The sequence below is a fragment of the Flavobacterium qiangtangense genome, assembly GCF_042658345.1.
In the GTDB taxonomy this organism is placed as follows: Bacteria; Bacteroidota; Bacteroidia; order Flavobacteriales; family Flavobacteriaceae; genus Flavobacterium; species Flavobacterium qiangtangense.
On sequence record NZ_JBHSQB010000004.1, the window covers coordinates 465,712 to 484,784 of the forward strand.

Sequence of the window (19,073 nt, forward strand, 5' to 3'; positions counted from 1 at the left end):
TTTGTTAAATTTGCAAGGATTTGAGGTCAATCAAAATTTAAAGACTTGCCTTGATAACTATTTTTTTATGAAAGAAGAAATAAAAGCTTATAATAATGTATTGGAATTAATAGGGAACACACCACTTATTAAGCTCAATAAAGTCACTGAAAATTTAGAGGGTAATTTCTACGCAAAAGTGGAAGCCTTTAATCCAGGACACTCCACCAAAGATAGAATTGCATTGTATATTATCGAAGAAGCGGAAAGGCAGGGAATCTTGTCTCCGGGTGACACGATTATCGAAACGACTTCGGGTAATACTGGTTTCAGTATTGCGATGGTGAGCATTATTAAAGGTTACAACTGTATTTTGGCGGTGAGTTCAAAATCATCTAGAGACAAAATCGATATGCTAAGAAGCATGGGAGCAAAGGTATATGTTTGCCCGGCCCACGTTTCTGCAGACGATGAAAGGTCTTATTATATGGTTGCCAAAAGATTGCACGAAGAAACAAAAGGTTCAGTTTATATCAATCAATATTTCAACCAATTAAATGTTGACGCACATTATAAGTCAACTGGTCCAGAAATTTGGGAGCAAACTAACGGAAAAATCACACACCTTATCGCTTGTAGCGGAACAGGAGGAACTATTTCTGGCGCGGCGAAGTTCTTGAAAGAGAAAAATCCAAATATCAGAATTTTGGGAGTTGATGCTTTTGGTTCGGTTTTGAAAAAATACCACGAAACAAAAGAATTTGATGTCAACGAAATTTATCCTTACCGTATTGAAGGTTTAGGAAAAAACTTAATTCCAACGGCTACAGACTTTGAATCGATTGACAAATTCATCAAAGTTACTGACGAAGAATCTGCGCACGCAACAAGAGAAATTGCAAAAACAGAAGGTTTATTTGTAGGTTATACTTCAGGAGCCGTTTTGCAGGCCATCAGACAATACGCAGAAGAAGGCGAATTTGACGCAAACAGCAACGTTATTGCCATTTTCCCTGACCACGGTTCGAGATACATGAGCAAAGTATTCAGCGACGACTGGATGAACGAGCAAGGTTTCTTTGACAGCGTAAATTTAGAAGAAGCTCAGAAAATCGAATTTATTAAATAGATTTGAGAATTTAGATATTAGAATTGAGAAAGCTCTGGAGAAATCTAGGGCTTTTTTAGTTCAATCTTGTCATTCTGACGAAGGAAGAATCTCTGTGAAACTTTGTGAAGATTCCTCGTTCCTCGGAATGACAATATTATGCAAAAAAAAAACTCCGAAGAAATTCTCCGGAGTTCATAAATCTAAATTTTAAAGCAATTAAGCTTCTTCCATTGTGTGATACACGTTTTGAACGTCATCATCTTCTTCAATTTTCTCTAATAATTTCTCAACATCAGCAACTTGAGCTTCTGTAAGTTGTTTTGTAACTTGCGGAATTCTTTCAAAACCAGAAGAAAGGATTTCAATTCCTCTATTTTCTAATTCTTTTTGGATGGCTCCGAAGCTTTCAAACGGAGCATAAATCAAGATTCCGTCTTCGTCAGCAAAGATTTCTTCTGCACCAAAATCGATGAATTCTAATTCCATTTCTTCGATGTCAATTCCTTCTGACGGAATTCTGAAGTTGCAGGTGTGGTCAAACATAAATTCCACCGAACCTTGCGTTCCCATCGTTCCGTTGCATTTGTTAAAATAGCTTCTGATATTCGCAACAGTTCTGTTGTTGTTGTCAGTTGCAGTTTCTATCAAAATCGCGATTCCGTGCGGTGCGTAACCTTCAAATAAAACCTCTTTATAGTTTGCCGTGTCCTTGTCAGTCGCTTTTTTAATAGCTCTTTCAACATTGTCTTTCGGCATATTTACCGCTTTCGCGTTTTGGATAACCGCTCTCAATCTAGAGTTTGACTCCGGATTTGGACCGCCTTCCTTAACCGCCATCACGATATCTTTTCCAATTCTTGTAAATGCTTTAGCCATTGCTGACCAGCGCTTCATTTTTCTATTTTTTCTGAACTCAAACGCTCTTCCCATTTCTAAAATTTTTTAAAACGTTGCAAAAATAAGCTTATGTTTTTTTATTTCAAATCTATTTTTAATCTTTCGGAACGTGTTTTGAAATAAAATCGCTTCCGGTTTGTTCCCAAGTTGAATTTACGGCCGTTTTCTCTTGATAAAACTTTGAATTCAACTTATTAAACTCGTCAATTTCCTTATTTGTTCGATTGACAAGATTATTAAAATCATTAATTTCCTGAAACGAACGGTCTTTTTGCGCTTTGTTATCCAAACTTCCTTTTATATCTTCTATTTTTTGGTTCAGAAGCAAATAATTTATAATCTTCGGAGTCAAAACGACGGCTTCTTTTTTGTAAAATTCCAAAGCTTTTTTTGTTGCAATAAGCAAGCTCGCATCTTTATTATAAGGTTTTAAGTCTTTTATTTTTCCCAAACCTTCATCAGCATAAAGTTCCAATGAAGACGCCAATTGCTGGATATTGGCCAAATCATTGCGCTGAATTGCTTTTGACAAGTTAGAATCTGTAATATTTACTTTGAAAAATATCAAATACATTTGAGTGTGATACGCAAAAACTTCGTTTGAAATTCGCATTTTTTTCCCAAGATCTGACTTGTCTTCAGCCATTTGGATATTGTATTTTTTTCCAAAATTCTTCTGATTTAAAGTCAATTTCTCAATTTCATCGTTCAACTTTTGGTTAATCAAATCGCGCGTTGTGATATACGTTTCCATGAAATCATACGACTGGTCGGCAATTTCCTGTAGATTTATAATTTCGCCATAATCATCATTAATATATCTTTCCGAAATTAAAAAATAGGAGAGAAGCTGATTTCTATAATCAAGGTCACCTTTAAAACCAGTTTTCAATGCCTCGATTTTTTCGGAAGCATTTTGGATATATTGAACCAAATTTCTTCTGCTTTGTTCAATCTCATCCGCATTTTTGCTGTGTGCAACGGTTTTTGTGTACGTCCAAGTGCTGTTTGAAATCAATTCGGTTTCCTTGCCAATATAATTTAAGTAATCAACAGGAGTTTTGATATTTTGACCAAAACCGAACGAAAATGCCAATAAAGAAAAACAGGAAAATATAATTTTCTTCATGATCTAAATTTTTCGGTTTTCATGATAATCTGAAATTATATTAATTCCTTCAGAAACAAACGAATTTGTTTTCAATTCTTTAACCCTAAAATCAGTCAGCGTTTTCTTGAAGGCATCAAATTTTAAAGTTTCGTCGTCATAAGAAGTACTTTTTATATCAAAATCAATCTCGGTTTCTACCAATTCTTTTACCGCGTCAAAAATCGTGTCAACGCTGTGAACGTCCTGAAAAACGTTTTCTAAATTCAAAGGAAACGACGCTTTTTGGGTTCCATAAAGTGAATTGATTTTTTGGTTTAAAGAAACAACTTTGTTGAAATAACTATTTTTTGCAATTCGGCTTTCGCTGATCGGAATCAAGCTTGAAAACGCACTTCTTTGGTAAGGAACAAATTTGACTTTAACTGAAATAGCATCATTTTTTAGCGCCGTTTTATAACTTTTCTCTCTAGAAATAATGCTGTCGTATAAAGTTGGAATTTGAATATCAGGAATCACGCCGGTTTGCTGATGACTGTTTCCCGTAATTCTATAAAATTTCTCGAGCGTTAGTTTTACAAAATTTTGCTCGTTGCCGTTTTCAATTGGTAAAATTTGTTGCATCGTTGCTTTGCCTAAAGTTGTTGATCCAATTAAAACCGCGCGGTTGTAATCTTGCATCACCGAAGCAAAAAATTCGCTTGCCGAAGCAGAATTTCCGTTGACCAAAATAATTATCGGTCCGTTATAAACAGAACCTCGATTAAAATCTTTGATGATTTTTTGGTTCTTTTTATTGTCTACCAAAACTGAAATTGGTCCCACATCGATAAACATCCCAGATAATTTTATGGCTTCTTCCATTGAACCGCCTCCGTTATTTTGAAGGTCTAAAATCAATCCTTGAACATTGTCTTTTTTTAATTTCAAGATTTCTTTAACCACGTCATCTGCGACACCTTTATTCGAATGATTTTCGAAATCGGTATAAAAACTAGGAATATTTATATAACCAACTTTCGTGTCATTTTTAGAAGTCACAAAACTGTAAACCGAGTAATCATCGGCTTTCATAATCTTTTTTTCTAACGTCACATCATATTGGTTTCCATTTTTTTTACGGAGAGAAAGTGTGATTTTTTTATACGTATCAGAAAATATGATCTCGCCAATTTTATCCAATGAATTGCAAGAAACCATCAAATCTTCACCTTTTTTTGGAGAAACTTTAATTACCAAATCACCTTTTTCAATCACTTCAGAATGCGCCGCAGGACCGCCCGGAACGATTTCCTGCACAACCAATTCTTCCTTTTCATTTAAAGAAACGTACATTCCGAGAGACAAACTTGAAGTCGATAATCCTGAGAGAAACGATGATTTTGTATCATAAGAAAAGTAAGAAGAATGCGGATCAAAATAAACGCAAAAAAGATTGTAAAAACTATCGCGAATGCTTTTTTCAAGACCTTCTTTTGAATCTAATCGGTTGGTAATCTTGCATAAAGCAGTTTCAAAAATTTTCTGTTTCGAAGCTTTTTCGATGGCATCAAAATTCAATTTAATAGAATCTAAATTCTTGCTCGATTTTGAAATATCTTCTAAAATATCAAACTTAAGACGTTTTGTGTACACTTTTTCGACATCTTCAGCCTTCACATAAAAAGGAAATTCTTTTTTTGTAAAACGAATGGTATCAATCGCTTTGTAATCTAATCTCGTTTTTTGAATTTTCTCAATCGTAGATTTGGTGCGTTCTAACGCAACTTTATAGGTTTTGGCAAAATCTTGAAAAAACGAACAATCTTTGTCAAAAAGATAATCGTCTAATTTATATTTGTGCTTTGACAGATACTCATATTCCGATTTTAAAAAGATATTTTTATCGGTATCTAAATCGGCCATCAACGATTCAAACACAAAAACCGATAAACTGTCGTCTACCGGTTTTGGCTGAAAATGTTCACGCTGAATCAAAGCGCTTATTTTTAAAAGAACATCACAAGATTTACCGCTGTCTTGAGAAAAAACATTCAGATTGTAAAGCAGTAAAAAAAGTAAAATTTTCTTCATTATATTGGCAATTAGCTTTTTAGCTTGTATTATTTCAATTAATTTATGAAAGTCAAATTAGTAAAAATATATTACAATGCCTTGCTAATTAACCAATTTATTTTTTATAAAAAGGCAATTTAACAACTTTTGCCGGAATATCATTTTTTCTGATTCTGATGAAAATTTCACTGTCAACACCAGAAAATTCTGTTGTTACATAACCCAAACCAATTCCTTTATTTAAAGAAGGCGCCATTGTTCCAGAAGTCACGATCCCGATGATGTTTCCGTCTTTATCAACAATTTCATAATCGTGACGCGGAATTCCTCTTTCAGTCAATTCAAAACCAACTAATTTTCTTAAAACTCCAGCTTCTTTTTGAGCTTTTAAATTCTCAGAATTTGTAAAATCTTTATTGAATTTTGTGATCCAACCCAAACCTGCTTCAAGAGGCGAAGTCGTGTCGTTAATATCGTTTCCGTATAAACAGAAGCCCATTTCAAGACGTAAAGTATCACGCGCAGCCAGACCAATTGGCTTGATTCCATAAGCTTCTCCAGCCTCAAAAACCTTTTTCCAGATTTGTTCTATTTCGGTATTTTTTGCATAAATTTCAAAACCTCCAGAACCAGTGTAACCTGTTGCAGAAATAATTACATGCTCAACTCCGGCAAAATCTGCTACTTCAAAATGGTAATATTTTATTGCTGCTAAATCAACTGAAGTCAATGATTGCATAGCTTCCATTGCCATTGGACCTTGAATCGCAAGCAAAGAATAATCATCAGAAATATTTTTCATTTCAGCGCCAACATCGTTTTTAGAAGAAATCCAATTCCAATCTTTCTCGATATTAGAAGCATTTACGACCAAAAGATATTGCTCATCCTTAACTTTATAAACAATCAAATCGTCAACAATACCGCCGTTTTCGTTTGGCAAACAAGAATATTGCGCTTTCCCGATCACCAAAGTTGATGCATCATTTGTAGTCACTTTTTGAATCAAATCCAAGGCATTTGGTCCAGAAATCAAAAATTCTCCCATGTGAGAAACGTCAAAAACGCCCACGCCATTTCGAACCACTTCGTGTTCAGCATTGACTCCTTCATATTGAACCGGCATATTGTATCCCGCAAACGGAACCATTTTAGCTCCAAGACTTTCGTGAATGTGCGTTAACGCAGTATTTTTCATTTGTGTTGATTATAAAAATTAAAGTCGCTAATTTATTGATTTTTTTGCAGTATCAAAGGAGAAAACGTTTGAAATTTTAAGAATAATACATTTGAGATTTATCCGATTAGTTTCCCTTACAATTTACCTGATAAACCAAAATTCTTCGTAAATTAGATAGAGAAATCTAAAAATACGGCTATGAAAACGACTGCAATTGATTTGAAAAAAATCCTTGTGATCTACAAACCTGTGGATAAAAAAGCCCACAAAGGATCACAAGGTCATGCGCTGATAATCGGTGGATCTTACGGGAAAATTGGATCAATTGTACTGTCGTCAAAGGCTTGTTTAAAATCAGGATGCGGATTGGTGACCGCTTTGGTTCCAAAATGTGGCTATGATATTTTGCAAACTTCCTTGCCAGAAGCGATGGTTTTAACCGATGACAACGAAAAATGTATTTCTAAAATCGATTTTGAAATTGAACCGAAAGCGATTGCAATTGGGATGGGAATTGGACAAGAAATGTTGACACAAAAAGCGCTTCATACTTTTCTAAAAAACAACACTAAAAATCTTTTAGTCGATGCTGACGCGTTGAATATTTTGTCTAAAAATAAAGATTGGCTTGAATTACTTCCAAAAAATACTATTCTAACGCCTCACAAAAAAGAGCTCGAGCGATTGATTGGTTCTTGGGAAAACGAAGATGAAAAAATAAAACTGACTGCAGAAATTGCTACAAAATTCTCGCTTATTTTTGTTTTAAAAGGAGCTCCGACTCAAATTCTAGACGGAAAAAATCTTTTTGAAAATACAACTGGAAATGGCGCTTTGGCAACCGCAGGAAGTGGAGATTCGCTTTCTGGAATCATTACAAGTTTTCTGGTTCAAGGTTATAAACCTTTGGAAGCATCAATTTTGGGAGTTTATATTCATGGACTTACGGCCGATATTGCAGTAGCTTCCACAGGATTTGAATCTTTTATTGCTTCAGATATTTCTGAAAATTTGGGTAAAGCTTTTTTAAGTTTAAAAAAATAATAATTCTTATTTTTTATCCTTCGCTTCCGTTGGGTCAACTTCTTTTACAATGATTACTGTGGCTTTAAAACCGGTGGCAAGATTCCATTGATTTGCTGCAATCAATTTTCCTTTGTCGTCAAAAACGTGAAATTCAGCAGTATTTGGTCCAGAAAAACCTTGATTCAGTGCTTCGAAATCAATTTTATTGAATCCAGGTGAAAGTTGGAGATCCAATACATTAAAGGAGTTGGTTAACGTAATCGAAGCGTAAACAACTTTATCGTTTACAGAAATTTTAATTTTATCGCCATCGGCCAAACCAAAATCTCGGAACTTAATATTTACAAACTTTCCGTTGTTCTTAAAATCGCCAAAAAATTGATTTCCTTTTGCGGCCACATTATTTTCGTTACCTGGTTTTTCGTTTAATTTTTTATCATATTTTTCGCCGGGATCGGCAAACTTTTCTCCTTGTTTCCCAAAAGTAACGCCTTCTGGTTGATCAATTCGCCATTTATCTGACTTCGATTTTGTTTCACCAAAAGCAGGAACATAGATATTATCAAGATCAGTTTCCGTTGTGGGAACTGGCGTATTTACTGGTGAATTTAAGGACGGAATCGAAATTGACTTGTTATAATCAATCTGCGAAAACGCTTTAAAAGAAATTAGAAAAATGATTATATATAATGATTTCATTGTTTTTTGCCGAAAGATAAAATTTACTACAATTATAGCTTTTTTAGTTTACAAAAATTACACCAAAGATGACTTTTGCTTAAATTTAGCATTTAAGAAACTCGGCGTTTAGATTTTAAATTGTATTTTAGAGATGTAAATATTTTTCTGCTTTTCAAATTTATAAAAATACATTCCAATTCCTCAAAAAACAACTAAAATACTGCTTATGAGATTGTCCGTTGAAAGAAAACCAAACAAAGTTTATCCAGATTCAGGTCGTGTAATCGCCCGTTATTTTTTTAATGGTGAAGAGCGCGCGGTTGAATTATTGAAAAAAATTCTAAATCTTGATTCAGAAAATATTTTTAATATTATTTCGCCATTGCTTCAGGATTATTCAAAAAGACATCGAAATATTACCAAAAAGCTTTTAAAACACGCTGATAAAGTGAAATCTTACGTAGAAAAAGCAGGATATAACTATGAAAAATTAGACGAATATACTCGATTGCTGATTGGTTCTTATTTTACGCACGAATATTCAATTGAATCGGCTGCATTTTTCAATCCTTCGATCATACCAGATGTCGATCAAAGCAATTTAGAAGAAGGTCAACTACGTGTCTTGATAAGTTTTAGAGCAGTGGGAGAGGGGCATATTTCTTCGATCGTTTTTAGACGCGCTTTAATTGACAGACATAACAATATCAACGTTTTACCTGCTGGAAACTACATTGATGAAGCCGAAAAAATTCATAATATGATTTACAACAAAAAATTGTTTATCAAAAAAGGTGAAGAAGCTGATATCAACGCTGATTTTTTAAAAGATGTGGATGAACAGTTGGCGGATCGTTTTGATTATGACAGTTTGAAAAAAATAATTGTTGAAGCCAAAGCAAAAACCAAAGACGAAGAAACCATCAAGGAATACAATCAGATTTTGGCGCTTTCTGACAGTTACCGAAAAATTAGTTTTTCAAAAGATACTGATATTTCTGACCGTGTTATTTTCCCGATTTCTGATTTTGAAAGCAAAGGAATTGAAGACGCACGTTTTGTGAAATTCCAGAAAGAAAACGGAAAATCGGTTTATTACGGAACTTATACAGCGTATGACGGCCAACATATTATGCCAAAATTAATTCACACCTATGACTTTGTGGACTTTAAAACCGGACCGTTAAACGGAGCTGGTGCTAAAAACAAGAATCTTGCGTTGTTTCCAAGGAAAATTAACGGAAAATTTGCGATGTTGTCTAGAATTGACGGTTGGAATAATTACTTGATGTATTCTGATAATATCAATATTTGGGAAGATCCAATAAAAATTCAAGCACCAGAATATCCTTGGGAATTTGTGCAAATTGGTAATTGCGGTTCGCCGATTGAAACCGAAAAAGGCTGGCTGATTATGACACACGCCGTGGGGCCAATGCGCCATTATTCGATCAGCGCGTCGCTGTTAGATTTAAATGATCCTTCAAAAGAAATTGGTCGATTACAAGATCCATTAATTATGCCAAATACCGAAGAACGTGAAGGTTACGTGCCAAATGTGGTTTATTCTTGCGGTTCTATTATACATAATGATGAACTAATAATTCCGTATGGCTTGTCAGATCACAGCTCTGGATTTGCAACGGTAAACTTAAAATTACTGTTGGATCGCTTGACAAACGGATAAAATTACGTCAAAAATCTCCAGATTATTTCTGGAGATTTTACTTTAAAGCTATGAAATTTACAAGAATATTTTATATAAAATTGGGGCTACTAATACTGCCAACAATCGGACTTTTTTTATGGCCAATTTTAGAAAGCCAGTCAAATTCAATTGGCGGTGGCTCATATGATTTAACCGAATTATACGCTGGAATTTTCATTTTGGTTTCTATAATAATTTGGATTGTTGCAATTTTAATTAGCTTATTGATAAATAATCATAGAAAGAACTTCATTTATCTATCTGAAGATAAGTCGCTGATTGTATTTGGATTATCAGTGTTTACCTTAAGCTTTATCATATTAATAAATACCTGGTTCTCCTGACATAATTCTAACATTATATTTGCACTATAATTTATATTATGTAAAATAGAATTTTTGACAAAATGCTAAGTTTCATAATAATTTTGTGAAATTGAAATCCTATATTTGCTTACCACTAACCTCAAATTTTCAAATGGAATACTTATTTATAATTTTAGTTGTCTTTTTATTGTTCTTCGCTCCAAAATATTTCCGTAGAAAAAAATAAAAGTTATTCGTGTAGTTTTAACTGATTTTTCAGCGATTGAATTTCGTCTTGCAATTTATTCTGTTTTTCAAGTAAATTTAAAATCACGTCGATTCCTTCCAAATTAATGTGCAACTCATAATGTAATTGTCGGCAACGTTCCAAATCTTGAAGATATTCTGAATCAAGAAAAATTTTATCGTTTTCACGTTCAAATTCCACGATTCCCATTTCTTCTAAAATTTCGATAAACGACGATTCAATATTATAATGACTGCAATATTCTGATATTGTGATTCTTTCGATTTTCATAACTTTTACATTTTAGAGATTTTTTCAAAAGCTTCTTTTTGTTCCAAAGTCAATCCTGTTGGAATTTTTACGTTGTAATTTATAATTAAATCGCCAAAACTGCCTTCTTTTTTATAAACCGGCAAACCTTTGTTTTTCAGCTTTACTTTGCTTCCGTTTTGTGTTTCTTCGGGAACTTTCAATTTTACTTTTCCGTCCAACGTTTCTATTGTAATTTCTCCGCCCAAAATTGCCGTGAACAAATCTAAGTCAACAGTTTTATACAAATCATTATTAAGTCGCTTAAATTCAGCACCTTCCGCAATTTTAAAAGTAATAAATAAATCTCCAGCCGGGCCGTTATTTGCGCCGGAACCACCGTGTCCTTTCAGTTTAATTACTTGACCGTCAGCAATTCCTGCCGGAACCGTAATTCTAAGATTTTTACCGTTTACCGTAATAGTTTGCTTGTGTGTTTTCGAAATATCTCTCAAATTCAACTGCAATTCCGCATTATAATTTTGCCCTTTAAACTGTGCTTGTTGCCGACTTCTACCTTGATTTCCAAACATTGAGCTAAAGAAATCAGAGAAATCGCCACTTCCAAAATCGCCTCCAAAATCAGAAAATGAAGAACCGCCACCACCTTGATTTTGCGATTGTCTCTGGTTTTCAAATTGATCTGCATGTTGCCAATTTTCACCATACGAATCATATTTTTTTCGCTTTTCTGGGTCGCTTAAAACTTCGTTCGCTTCATTTATTTGCTGGAACTTTTTGTGCGCCTCTTCATCATTCGGATTTACGTCGGGATGGTATTTTCGGGCAAGCTTCCGATACGCTTTTTTGATTTGGTCCGTCGTTGCCGATTTGTCGATTTCAAGTAATTTGTAATAATCTATAAATGCCATAGCTTCAGGTATATGTCTTATAAATTTAAACATTTCCTGTCTAATTCACAACGGATTTGAAACAAAAAAAACACCGCTCAAATGAACAGTGTCTTTTGTAATTCCTAAATATTTCAGAAATAAATTATTTGATTTTCACCGGAATATCCCAGTTTTCCCAGCTTAAAGTCACATTGTCTTTGTTCACTTTATAAACTAACTTTTCAGTCAAAGAAGCCGATTTTTTAGGCGTAACTTTCACTCGCAATGCTTCCTCTCTATCATTTACTTTGTAAGCGCCCCATTGTTTCCACTCTTTATTGAACACAATCGTAGCCGATTCCTTTTCAGGAATTACGAAAAACGCATATTTTCCGGCAGGCAATTTTTTTCCTTCCACAGTAATTTCTTTATCCGTTTCAAAGGTCGTTGCGTCATTTGCACCAGCGCGCCAAACTTTTCCATAAGGAACCAAATCGCCCCAAATTGCTCTTCCTTTTACAGAAGGACTTCCGTAATTGATGGTGATTGTCGCATCGTTGATTTTTCCTGACGCCGTTTCTGCTGGACTGCTAACTTTTTTTTCTTGAGCGTTTGCAACTGCTGACATACAGATTGCCATTAAAAATACGCCAATTTTTTTGTGTAATTTCATCGTAAATGTTGTTGGTTATTGATTAAAAATTTGCTTCGTAAATATACGTTACACAACCGTTTTAAAAGTCGCGCATTATAATTCTTTTAAGAAATTTAACATTCAAATTATATATGATTTTACAGCTAAATTCCGATTTGATGAACTATTTTTGTATCCAAATTTAAACGTATGCTTTTCCTCTTATTAAGTATTATTTGCAGTGTTTCTGTCGGAATTTTATTGAAAATCGCAAAAAGGTATTCAGTTGATATTGTTCAAGTTATCACCATAAATTATGCTTTTGCGATTGCGCTCTGCTACTTTAGTTTTTCTCCAGATATTTCGGTAATTGACAAAAATTCTCCTTGGGAAATTTACATTCCGCTAGCGATTTTGCTTCCAAGCGTATTCTTGATTCTAGCTTCTTCTATTAAAAATATGGGAATTGTAAAAACCGATATCGCGCAAAGATTATCGTTATTTATTCCAATTTTAGCTTCCTATTTTATATTCCAAGAACAATTCAGCCAGTTGAAATTCATCGGATTAGCTGTCGCTTTTCCTGCAATGATTTTGATTTTATCCCGAAATAAAAATACAGATTCCAACCAAAATAAATGGATTTATCCGGCGCTGGTTTTGCTTGGTTTTGGAATAATTGACGTCTTTTTTAAGCAAATTGCGTTGCAAAAAAGTTTCCCTTACACCACTTCCCTATTTGTTGTTTTTTGCATTGCATTCGTCGTGGCGCTTTTATTTACGGGCTTTTCCGTTTTTATCCAAAAGAAAAAATTGCAATCCATCAACTTAATTTTCGGAAGCATTCTTGGAATTTTAAACTTCGGAAATATCTTGTTTTATTTAAAAGCGCACAAAGCTTTTGCAGATAATCCTTCCACGGTTTTTGCTTCGATGAATATGGGCGTAATCATTTTGGGAAGTCTCGCCGGAATTTTACTTTTTAAGGAAAAAGTGACGTTAAAAAACTACATCGGAATTGCATTAGCCTTGATTGCCGTTACCTTAATCACGCTTTCGCAATTGCAGAAATAACCATTACTTTTTGTTAATAAAATACTCGATTTAAAATTGTAATTTTTTGCAACTGAATAGAATAAAACTTATTTTTACTAAGTTACAGTTATAAAATTATGAAAAACCCGATTGCAGAAAGGATTGCCGATTTTCTCAAGAATTTCCCGCCTTTTAACAGTTTGACTTATGCCGAATTATTTCATATTGCGAATGAAATAAAGGTGCTTTATCTCGAAAAAAACAAGATACTTTTCCAGATTGGAGACGTTTGTCACGACAGTTTTTATATTGTCGCGTCAGGCGCTATCGGGCTTTCTGTGACTTCTGATGCCGAGGAAACTTTGATCGACAAATGCGATGAAGGCGATATTTTAGGTCTGCGTCCTTTTTTTGCGAAAAATAATTATTTGATGACCGCAAAAGCGCGCGAGGAAAGTATTGTTTATGCGATTCCGCTGAAGGTTTTCCAACCTTTTGTGACTGCAAATCCCGATGTTTTGAGCTTTTTATTGGAAAGTTTTGCATCAAATACCAGAAATCCTTACGACCAAGAACACCGCGGAAAATTGATTTCTGAAAATATTATTTACAAAGAACAACAAGCTGATATTCAGTATTTTCAGTCAATTCATTATAGTAAAGAACCGATTACGGCTTCGCAAGATTCCATCGTAAAAGATATTGCGCAAATGATGACCGATAATATCATTGGAAGCGTCATCATTAAAAACGGAAATCTGCCAATTGGCATTGTGACGGACAAAGATTTGCGTTCAAAAATTGCAACCGGACAATTCCCGATTACGACTTTGGCTTCAAAAATTATGACTTCGCCCGTGATTACGGTTCCTGAAGATTTGTCTTTGGCCGAAGCGCAATTGTATATGTTAAAGTATAACGTTGACTATCTTTGTGTTACAGAAGATGGTTCTGATAAATCGGCGATTCGAGGAATTATTTCGGAGAATGATTTGGTCGTTGCTCAAGCCAATAATCCAGGTGTGATTATTAAGGAAATCAAACGCGCTCAAACGGCGAAAGACTTAAAAAGAATTCGTGAAAAGCTGACAGAATTGATTGAAACTTCTATTCAAAAAGACATTCCGCTTTCACACATTATGAATATTTCGGGCGAGATAAACACTGCAATTTCAAGGCGTGCGATTGATTTAGCAATTCTTGAAATGGGCTCACCTCCTGCCCGATTTGCGTGGTTAAGCATCGGAAGTCAAGGTCGAAAAGAACAATTGCTTTTGACGGACCAAGACAATATGTTAATCTTTGAGGACGTTGCCCAAGATAAATACCGTGACGTTAAAGATTACTTTTTGAAATTGGCCAGACGCGCCACTTCCACTCTCGAAAAAGTGGGTTATATGCCGTCTCCAGATGGTGCCGTGGCAAGTAATATTATTTGGTGTAAATCATTGACTGACTGGATAAAACAATACAACAGTTGGATTAATACTCCAGGTGAAAACACCGACGTAATTAGCACAATTTTCTTTGATTATGAAATTGCTTTTGGCGAATCGGCGATTGAAGAAACGATTACTGAAATCATTTATAAAAATGCAAAAAGTAATAAATTGTTCTTTGATTATTTAGGAAATGATGCATTGAAAAAACCGCCACCGTTGGGCTTTTTCCGTCAGTTTTTGGTAGAAGAAGGCGGTGAAAATAAAGATACGTTTGACATCAAAAGTCGTGCTCTGACTCCGCTGATTGATGCCGGAAGATTATTGGTTTTGAGCCAAGATATCAAGGGTGTGAATAGTACGTATATGCGTTTCAAGCAGTTGGCTGTGGCCGATTCAAGAAATTCGGAGTTGTTTTTAAATTGTGCCGAAGCGTTTTTGACCTTGTCTGAATTTAGAACAGTCGAAGGTTTAAAAAACGATTCTAACGGACAATTCATCAACCTCGAAGAGCTTTCCAAAACCGACAAAGTGAAATTGAAAAATTGCTTTATTCCTATAAAAGAAGTGCAAGAATTGATTAAGAATAGATTCAAATTAACTTATTTTTCATAATGTTAGATTGGCTAAAAATAAATAAGGATTACCCAGAATTCTGGAAAAACTATCTACACAAATTCGAGAGTAAATCGAAGCGATTTGTTGTGTTTAGTACCGAAACGACTGGTTTGGATACAGAAAAAGATGTTGTGCTTTCCATCGGAGCCATTGGAATTGAAGATGGAAAAATTATCGTAAAAGATAGTTTTGATATCACTATTTTGCAAGAAAAATTCAATCCAGAGGTCGCCTTAAAAAACGGAATCCTTAATAATTCTAAAGAAAAAATTTCGCAGGAAGAAGCTATTTCTCAATTTGTAAATTACCTTGGAAATGCCACGTTAATCGGCCATCGCGTTAACTTTGACATCGCCATGATTAATCAGGCGCTCGATAAATTACAAGCCGGAAGGTTAAAAAACGAAGCGTTGGATGTTGAAATTATGTACCAGAAATGGCAACAGTTAGCGGAAGACAAACAGTTTAGCATTGACGAATTAGCGACAACTTTTAAGATTTCAAAAAGCGACCGACACACCGCTTCCGGCGACGCTTATATTACGGCTTTGATTTTCTTGAAATTGAAACAACGCCTGAAGTTATGATTCAAATTGAGCAAATCGACTTTCGTTTTACTTGGCCCATTCGCCACGAAGTGATGTATCCTGAGCACAATTTAGATTTTGTAAAATTAAAAAATGACGCCGAAGGAATTCATTTTGCCTTGTATTTCAACCATAAATTAATAGGAATTGTTTCGATTTTTAATGAGGGAGCTGTTTACCAATTCCGGAAATTAGCGGTTTTGCAGGAAGCGCAAGGTTTGGGTTTGGGCAAAAAATTGATGGAACACGTCATTGAATATTGCCAAATTCAGAAAGCTTCAAAATTGTGGTGCAATGCGCGCGCAAACGTTAAGGAATTCTATTTTCGGCTTGGTTTTAAAGAAACTGAAAAAACGTTTTTTAAAGACGGTTACGACTTTATAATTATGGAATTGGATTTGTAATTTTCCGCTTCTTCCCTATTTTTAAAATACTAAATATTTTCTTCTTTCATAGTTTAATAAGTAACTTTGGCTTTTCCACAAGGATAAATTTTCCATAAAAACCAGAATTATGCTTGAAATTTCTACCGAAGAAAAGCTCCAGGAACGCATCAAAGAACTCACTTGTCTTTATGATATTTCGAAAATAATTAGCAGAAATGAGCCGTGTTCTGATGCGATTTTGATGGAAATCTGTGAAATTTCAAAAATTGCTTGGCGTTTTCCCTCAGAAAGTATTGTGGAATTAAAACTTAATAATTTCTATTTTACAACCTCGGAATTGCCTCAAGAAGCAATGTTTCAGATTAGTCAAATTGATTTGTTTGAAAAAGAATCGGGTTTTATAAAAGTGCTTTATCCCACAGATGAACGTTTTTATTTTTTAGACGAAGAACAAAAACTTTTGGATAAAATTGCTTTGGAAATCAGCGCGTACGTTGAAAAAAACATTAACAAGGAAAAGGAAAAACAATTTCAAAGAAGCGTGGCTCGTGTGGATAGACTTTCGATTTTGGGCGAAATTACCGCCGGAATCGCTCACGAATTGAACACGCCACTCGGGAATATTCTTGGCTTTGCCGAATTAATCAAAGAACAAAATATTGATAAACAAGTTGCCCAAGATATTTCTAAAATCATAAACGCGTCCATTTATTCCAGAGAAATTGTCAAGAAGCTGATGTTTTTTTCTTGTGAGATGCCTCAGAACATGGAAGTGGTTTTGATTAAGCCAATTGTCGTGGAAGCCTTATCATTATTGGGGCCAAATTTCAAAAAAGCTCAAGTTTCGTACAATCTCACTTTCGATAATCCAGAATTAAAAGCGCAGATTGATACTATTCAATTGACACAAATCTTGTTCAATATTTTGATAAATTCGATTTATGTGGCACCAGAAAATGGCGTAATTTCTGTCGAAGTTTATTCTGAAAACAATGATTTTTACATCGAAATTGCTGACGAAGGAACCGGAATCCCCGAAGAAATTAAGTCGAAAATATTTGAGCCATTTTTTACTACAAAACCGATTGGTGAAGGTTCAGGCCTTGGTTTGAGTGTCGTCCACGGAATTATAAAAAGTCACAAAGGCGATATTATTGCCATTGACAACCAACCCAAAGGAACTATTTTTCAAGTTCGACTACCTTTAAATTCATAGAAAATGCTGAAGAAAGAAAACATATTGATTGTGGATGATAATTATGATATGCTCGAATTGTTACAACGCAATTTGAAAGCACAAAATTTTCATACGTACAAAGCTTCTTCCGTTTTGGAAGCTATTGATATTCTGAAAGTTGCGTCTATTGATTTGTTGATAACCGACTTGCAAATGCCTGGTTTAAACGGAATTGAGCTCATCAAGTTTGCTGAAGAACATTTTCCGGAAATTCCAAAATTGGTAATTACCGGTTTTCCTTCGGTCGATACTGCGGTAAATGCTGTAAAATCTGGCGCTTTGGATTATTTGGTAAAACCGTTTACGAGCGAAGAATTGAAAAAAGCAATTCAAAATTCGTTTAATGGAAAAGTGAATTCCAAGAAAAAATCTAATTCATCTGTTTCCAATTCTGATAAAAAAATAAATAATTATGCAGGGATTGTGGGCGATTCAGAGCATTTTGAAAATCTGATTGACGTTATTGAAAGAGTCAAAAATAATAAGGCAACGGTTTTGATTCAAGGCGAAAGCGGAACAGGAAAAGAACTGATTGCCAGAGCGATTCACTTCAAAGGTTCGTTTGCATCTAATCCTTTTGTGACTGTAAATTGTGGCGGAATTCCAGAAAATTTAATGGAATCAGAACTTTTTGGTTATGAAAAAGGCGCTTTTACAGGAGCCAACGAAAGCAAAATCGGTTTGTTCCAAGCGTCAGACGGTGGCACCATTTTCTTGGACGAAATTGGAACCGCTCCATTATCCGTGCAAACACGACTTTTGAGAGTTTTGCAGGAAAAAGAAGTGACTAAAATCGGTTCTCAAAAAGCACAGAAAATTGACGTCAGAATTATTTCTGCCACGAATGCTGATTTGTATGAAATGACTAAAAAAGGTATGTTCAGAGAAGATTTGTATTATCGATTGAACGTCGTTGGCATTGAAACAAAACCTTTGCGCGAGCGAAAAAATGATATCGCTCCTTTGATAGTAACGTTTTTGAAAAAATATGGTTTAGAATATGGAAAACCAAACATCAAAATTTCAGAAAAAGCGATTGAAATTCTAACCAGACATTCGTGGCCCGGAAATGTTCGTGAATTAGAAAATATTATTCAGAGATTGATAATTATGAGTGATTCAGAAATTGATGTTTCTAATATTCCAGATTATTTGAAATATCAACATCCGACCGAAAACCAGGACTTAAAATCACTTAAAGATATTGAAAAAGATCATATTTTAAAGGTGTTACACGCCGTTGGTGACAATAAAACTAGAGCTGCCGAAATTCTTCAAATTGACAGAAAAACATTGCGCCAAAGACTACTTTAAAATCGGGTAATTTTTACCCGATTGATACTTTTTTCCCTTCCTTATTTTATTATAGTTTTCTATTTAAAAATACAACACATTGATTATCAAAGACTAATTTGATTTAATATTTTAATGGCATGCACTTTGCCAATTGCAGTTCAACATTAAAATTGAATCAAAATTATCATGTCAAAAAATCAACAGGAATCTTCTTTTGGAAATTCTCCAAATATCGTACTTCCAATTATCACTTGTTCCAAAAATGTTTTTAATGGCATCAAATCGTGCACTTTAGAAACGTTGCGAACGCAAGTTGTGATTGGTTTGTGCATCAATTGTGATCGAAACAATTATTGTATTTGGCAAGAAGATAAAAAAGTTTCCTGTGAACATTATCAATAA

General features: G+C 34.5%; 18 protein-coding genes. 10 read left to right on the plus strand and 8 right to left on the minus strand.

The window, feature by feature from the left end; genetic code table 11:
* Window positions 1-67: 67 nt before the first annotated feature.
* On the plus strand, window positions 68-1,108 hold the full coding sequence (locus ACFPVY_RS05235; protein WP_379790838.1) for a PLP-dependent cysteine synthase family protein: 1,041 nt from the start codon (window positions 68-70) through the stop codon (window positions 1,106-1,108).
* A gap of 198 nt (window positions 1,109-1,306) precedes the next feature.
* On the opposite strand, the gene ACFPVY_RS05240 is transcribed toward ACFPVY_RS05235, so the two are convergent.
* From ACFPVY_RS05240 to gcvT, 4 genes are all read right to left on the minus strand, one after another.
* Window positions 1,307-2,020 (minus strand): YebC/PmpR family DNA-binding transcriptional regulator, encoded by a 714-nt coding sequence (locus tag ACFPVY_RS05240; protein WP_379790840.1) that lies wholly within the window; start codon window positions 2,018-2,020, stop codon window positions 1,307-1,309.
* 61 nt (window positions 2,021-2,081) lie between these two features.
* Window positions 2,082-3,116: an LIC11966 family surface protein gene (locus ACFPVY_RS05245; protein ID WP_379790842.1), complete on the minus strand. Its 1,035-nt coding sequence runs from the start codon at window positions 3,114-3,116 to the stop codon at window positions 2,082-2,084.
* A 3-nt stretch (window positions 3,117-3,119) separates the two neighbouring features.
* Window positions 3,120-5,168: a S41 family peptidase gene (locus ACFPVY_RS05250; RefSeq protein ID WP_379790845.1), complete on the minus strand. Its 2,049-nt coding sequence runs from the start codon at window positions 5,166-5,168 to the stop codon at window positions 3,120-3,122.
* A 97-nt stretch (window positions 5,169-5,265) separates the two neighbouring features.
* Entirely contained in the window at window positions 5,266-6,348 is a 1,083-nt protein-coding gene (gene gcvT, locus ACFPVY_RS05255) for a glycine cleavage system aminomethyltransferase GcvT (RefSeq protein ID WP_379790847.1), read from the minus strand.
* 180 nt (window positions 6,349-6,528) lie between these two features.
* Between gcvT and ACFPVY_RS05260 the strand changes: the two genes are divergently transcribed.
* Window positions 6,529-7,374, plus strand: a complete 846-nt coding sequence (locus ACFPVY_RS05260; RefSeq protein WP_379790849.1) for an NAD(P)H-hydrate dehydratase — start codon at window positions 6,529-6,531, stop codon at window positions 7,372-7,374.
* Window positions 7,375-7,380: 6 nt separating this feature from the next.
* Here the strand turns inward: ACFPVY_RS05260 and ACFPVY_RS05265 are convergent, their stop codons facing one another.
* On the minus strand, window positions 7,381-8,055 hold the full coding sequence (locus ACFPVY_RS05265) for a hypothetical protein (RefSeq protein WP_379790851.1): 675 nt from the start codon (window positions 8,053-8,055) through the stop codon (window positions 7,381-7,383).
* Window positions 8,056-8,263: 208 nt separating this feature from the next.
* On the opposite strand from ACFPVY_RS05265, the gene ACFPVY_RS05270 reads away from it, so the two are divergent.
* Complete coding sequence (locus ACFPVY_RS05270) at window positions 8,264-9,724, plus strand: glycoside hydrolase family 130 protein (RefSeq protein WP_379790853.1); 1,461 nt, start codon at window positions 8,264-8,266, stop codon at window positions 9,722-9,724.
* 576 nt (window positions 9,725-10,300) lie between these two features.
* Here the strand turns inward: ACFPVY_RS05270 and ACFPVY_RS05275 are convergent.
* From ACFPVY_RS05275 to ACFPVY_RS05285, 3 genes are all read right to left on the minus strand, one after another.
* The gene (locus tag ACFPVY_RS05275) at window positions 10,301-10,588 is read right to left on the minus strand and encodes a chaperone modulator CbpM (protein WP_379790855.1); all 288 of its coding nucleotides are present in this window, start codon (window positions 10,586-10,588) and stop codon (window positions 10,301-10,303) included.
* 5 nt (window positions 10,589-10,593) lie between these two features.
* Window positions 10,594-11,478, minus strand: a complete 885-nt coding sequence (locus tag ACFPVY_RS05280; protein ID WP_379790857.1) for a DnaJ C-terminal domain-containing protein — start codon at window positions 11,476-11,478, stop codon at window positions 10,594-10,596.
* Window positions 11,479-11,602: 124 nt separating this feature from the next.
* A complete protein-coding gene (locus ACFPVY_RS05285) occupies window positions 11,603-12,112 on the minus strand; it encodes a DUF2911 domain-containing protein (protein ID WP_379790859.1) in 510 nt (169 codons plus the stop codon).
* A gap of 171 nt (window positions 12,113-12,283) precedes the next feature.
* Between ACFPVY_RS05285 and ACFPVY_RS05290 the strand changes: the two genes are divergently transcribed.
* The 7 genes from ACFPVY_RS05290 to ACFPVY_RS05320 all read left to right on the plus strand — a co-directional run bounded on the left by ACFPVY_RS05290 (window position 12,284) and on the right by ACFPVY_RS05320 (window position 19,073).
* The gene (locus ACFPVY_RS05290; protein WP_379790861.1) at window positions 12,284-13,147 is read left to right on the plus strand and encodes an EamA family transporter; all 864 of its coding nucleotides are present in this window, start codon (window positions 12,284-12,286) and stop codon (window positions 13,145-13,147) included.
* 98 nt (window positions 13,148-13,245) lie between these two features.
* Window positions 13,246-15,162: a DUF294 nucleotidyltransferase-like domain-containing protein gene (locus tag ACFPVY_RS05295; protein ID WP_379790863.1), complete on the plus strand. Its 1,917-nt coding sequence runs from the start codon at window positions 13,246-13,248 to the stop codon at window positions 15,160-15,162.
* 89 nt (window positions 15,163-15,251) lie between these two features.
* On the plus strand, window positions 15,252-15,752 hold the full coding sequence (locus ACFPVY_RS05300) for a 3'-5' exonuclease (protein ID WP_379790865.1): 501 nt from the start codon (window positions 15,252-15,254) through the stop codon (window positions 15,750-15,752).
* A complete protein-coding gene (locus ACFPVY_RS05305; protein ID WP_379790867.1) occupies window positions 15,749-16,156 on the plus strand; it encodes a GNAT family N-acetyltransferase in 408 nt (135 codons plus the stop codon). Before ACFPVY_RS05300 ends, ACFPVY_RS05305 begins: the two co-directional genes overlap by 4 nt.
* 109 nt (window positions 16,157-16,265) lie before the next feature.
* Window positions 16,266-17,354: a sensor histidine kinase gene (locus ACFPVY_RS05310; RefSeq protein ID WP_379790869.1), complete on the plus strand. Its 1,089-nt coding sequence runs from the start codon at window positions 16,266-16,268 to the stop codon at window positions 17,352-17,354.
* 3 nt (window positions 17,355-17,357) lie between these two features.
* Window positions 17,358-18,689, plus strand: coding sequence for a sigma-54-dependent transcriptional regulator (locus ACFPVY_RS05315; protein WP_379790871.1), 1,332 nt, complete (start codon window positions 17,358-17,360; stop codon window positions 18,687-18,689).
* A gap of 168 nt (window positions 18,690-18,857) precedes the next feature.
* Entirely contained in the window at window positions 18,858-19,073 is a 216-nt protein-coding gene (locus ACFPVY_RS05320; RefSeq protein WP_379790873.1) for a hypothetical protein, read from the plus strand.

Excerpts from the sequence above, each read along its gene's own strand:
- ACFPVY_RS05280 (WP_379790857.1), bottom strand. The coding sequence starts at position 11,478 with ATGGCATTTATAGATTATTACAAATTACTTGAAATCGACAAATCGGCA.
- ACFPVY_RS05275 (WP_379790855.1), bottom strand. The coding sequence starts at position 10,588 with ATGAAAATCGAAAGAATCACAATATCAGAATATTGCAGTCATTATAAT.
- ACFPVY_RS05245 (WP_379790842.1), bottom strand. The coding sequence starts at position 3,116 with ATGAAGAAAATTATATTTTCCTGTTTTTCTTTATTGGCATTTTCGTTC.
- ACFPVY_RS05295 (WP_379790863.1), top strand. The coding sequence starts at position 13,246 with ATGAAAAACCCGATTGCAGAAAGGATTGCCGATTTTCTCAAGAATTTC.
- ACFPVY_RS05270 (WP_379790853.1), top strand. The coding sequence starts at position 8,264 with ATGAGATTGTCCGTTGAAAGAAAACCAAACAAAGTTTATCCAGATTCA.
- ACFPVY_RS05235 (WP_379790838.1), top strand. The coding sequence starts at position 68 with ATGAAAGAAGAAATAAAAGCTTATAATAATGTATTGGAATTAATAGGG.
- ACFPVY_RS05265 (WP_379790851.1), bottom strand. The coding sequence starts at position 8,055 with ATGAAATCATTATATATAATCATTTTTCTAATTTCTTTTAAAGCGTTT.
- ACFPVY_RS05310 (WP_379790869.1), top strand. The coding sequence starts at position 16,266 with ATGCTTGAAATTTCTACCGAAGAAAAGCTCCAGGAACGCATCAAAGAA.
- gcvT (WP_379790847.1), bottom strand. The coding sequence starts at position 6,348 with ATGAAAAATACTGCGTTAACGCACATTCACGAAAGTCTTGGAGCTAAA.
- ACFPVY_RS05240 (WP_379790840.1), bottom strand. The coding sequence starts at position 2,020 with ATGGGAAGAGCGTTTGAGTTCAGAAAAAATAGAAAAATGAAGCGCTGG.
- ACFPVY_RS05315 (WP_379790871.1), top strand. The coding sequence starts at position 17,358 with ATGCTGAAGAAAGAAAACATATTGATTGTGGATGATAATTATGATATG.
- ACFPVY_RS05320 (WP_379790873.1), top strand. The coding sequence starts at position 18,858 with ATGTCAAAAAATCAACAGGAATCTTCTTTTGGAAATTCTCCAAATATC.
- ACFPVY_RS05305 (WP_379790867.1), top strand. The coding sequence starts at position 15,749 with ATGATTCAAATTGAGCAAATCGACTTTCGTTTTACTTGGCCCATTCGC.
- ACFPVY_RS05285 (WP_379790859.1), bottom strand. The coding sequence starts at position 12,112 with ATGAAATTACACAAAAAAATTGGCGTATTTTTAATGGCAATCTGTATG.
- ACFPVY_RS05250 (WP_379790845.1), bottom strand. The coding sequence starts at position 5,168 with ATGAAGAAAATTTTACTTTTTTTACTGCTTTACAATCTGAATGTTTTT.
- ACFPVY_RS05290 (WP_379790861.1), top strand. The coding sequence starts at position 12,284 with ATGCTTTTCCTCTTATTAAGTATTATTTGCAGTGTTTCTGTCGGAATT.
- ACFPVY_RS05260 (WP_379790849.1), top strand. The coding sequence starts at position 6,529 with ATGAAAACGACTGCAATTGATTTGAAAAAAATCCTTGTGATCTACAAA.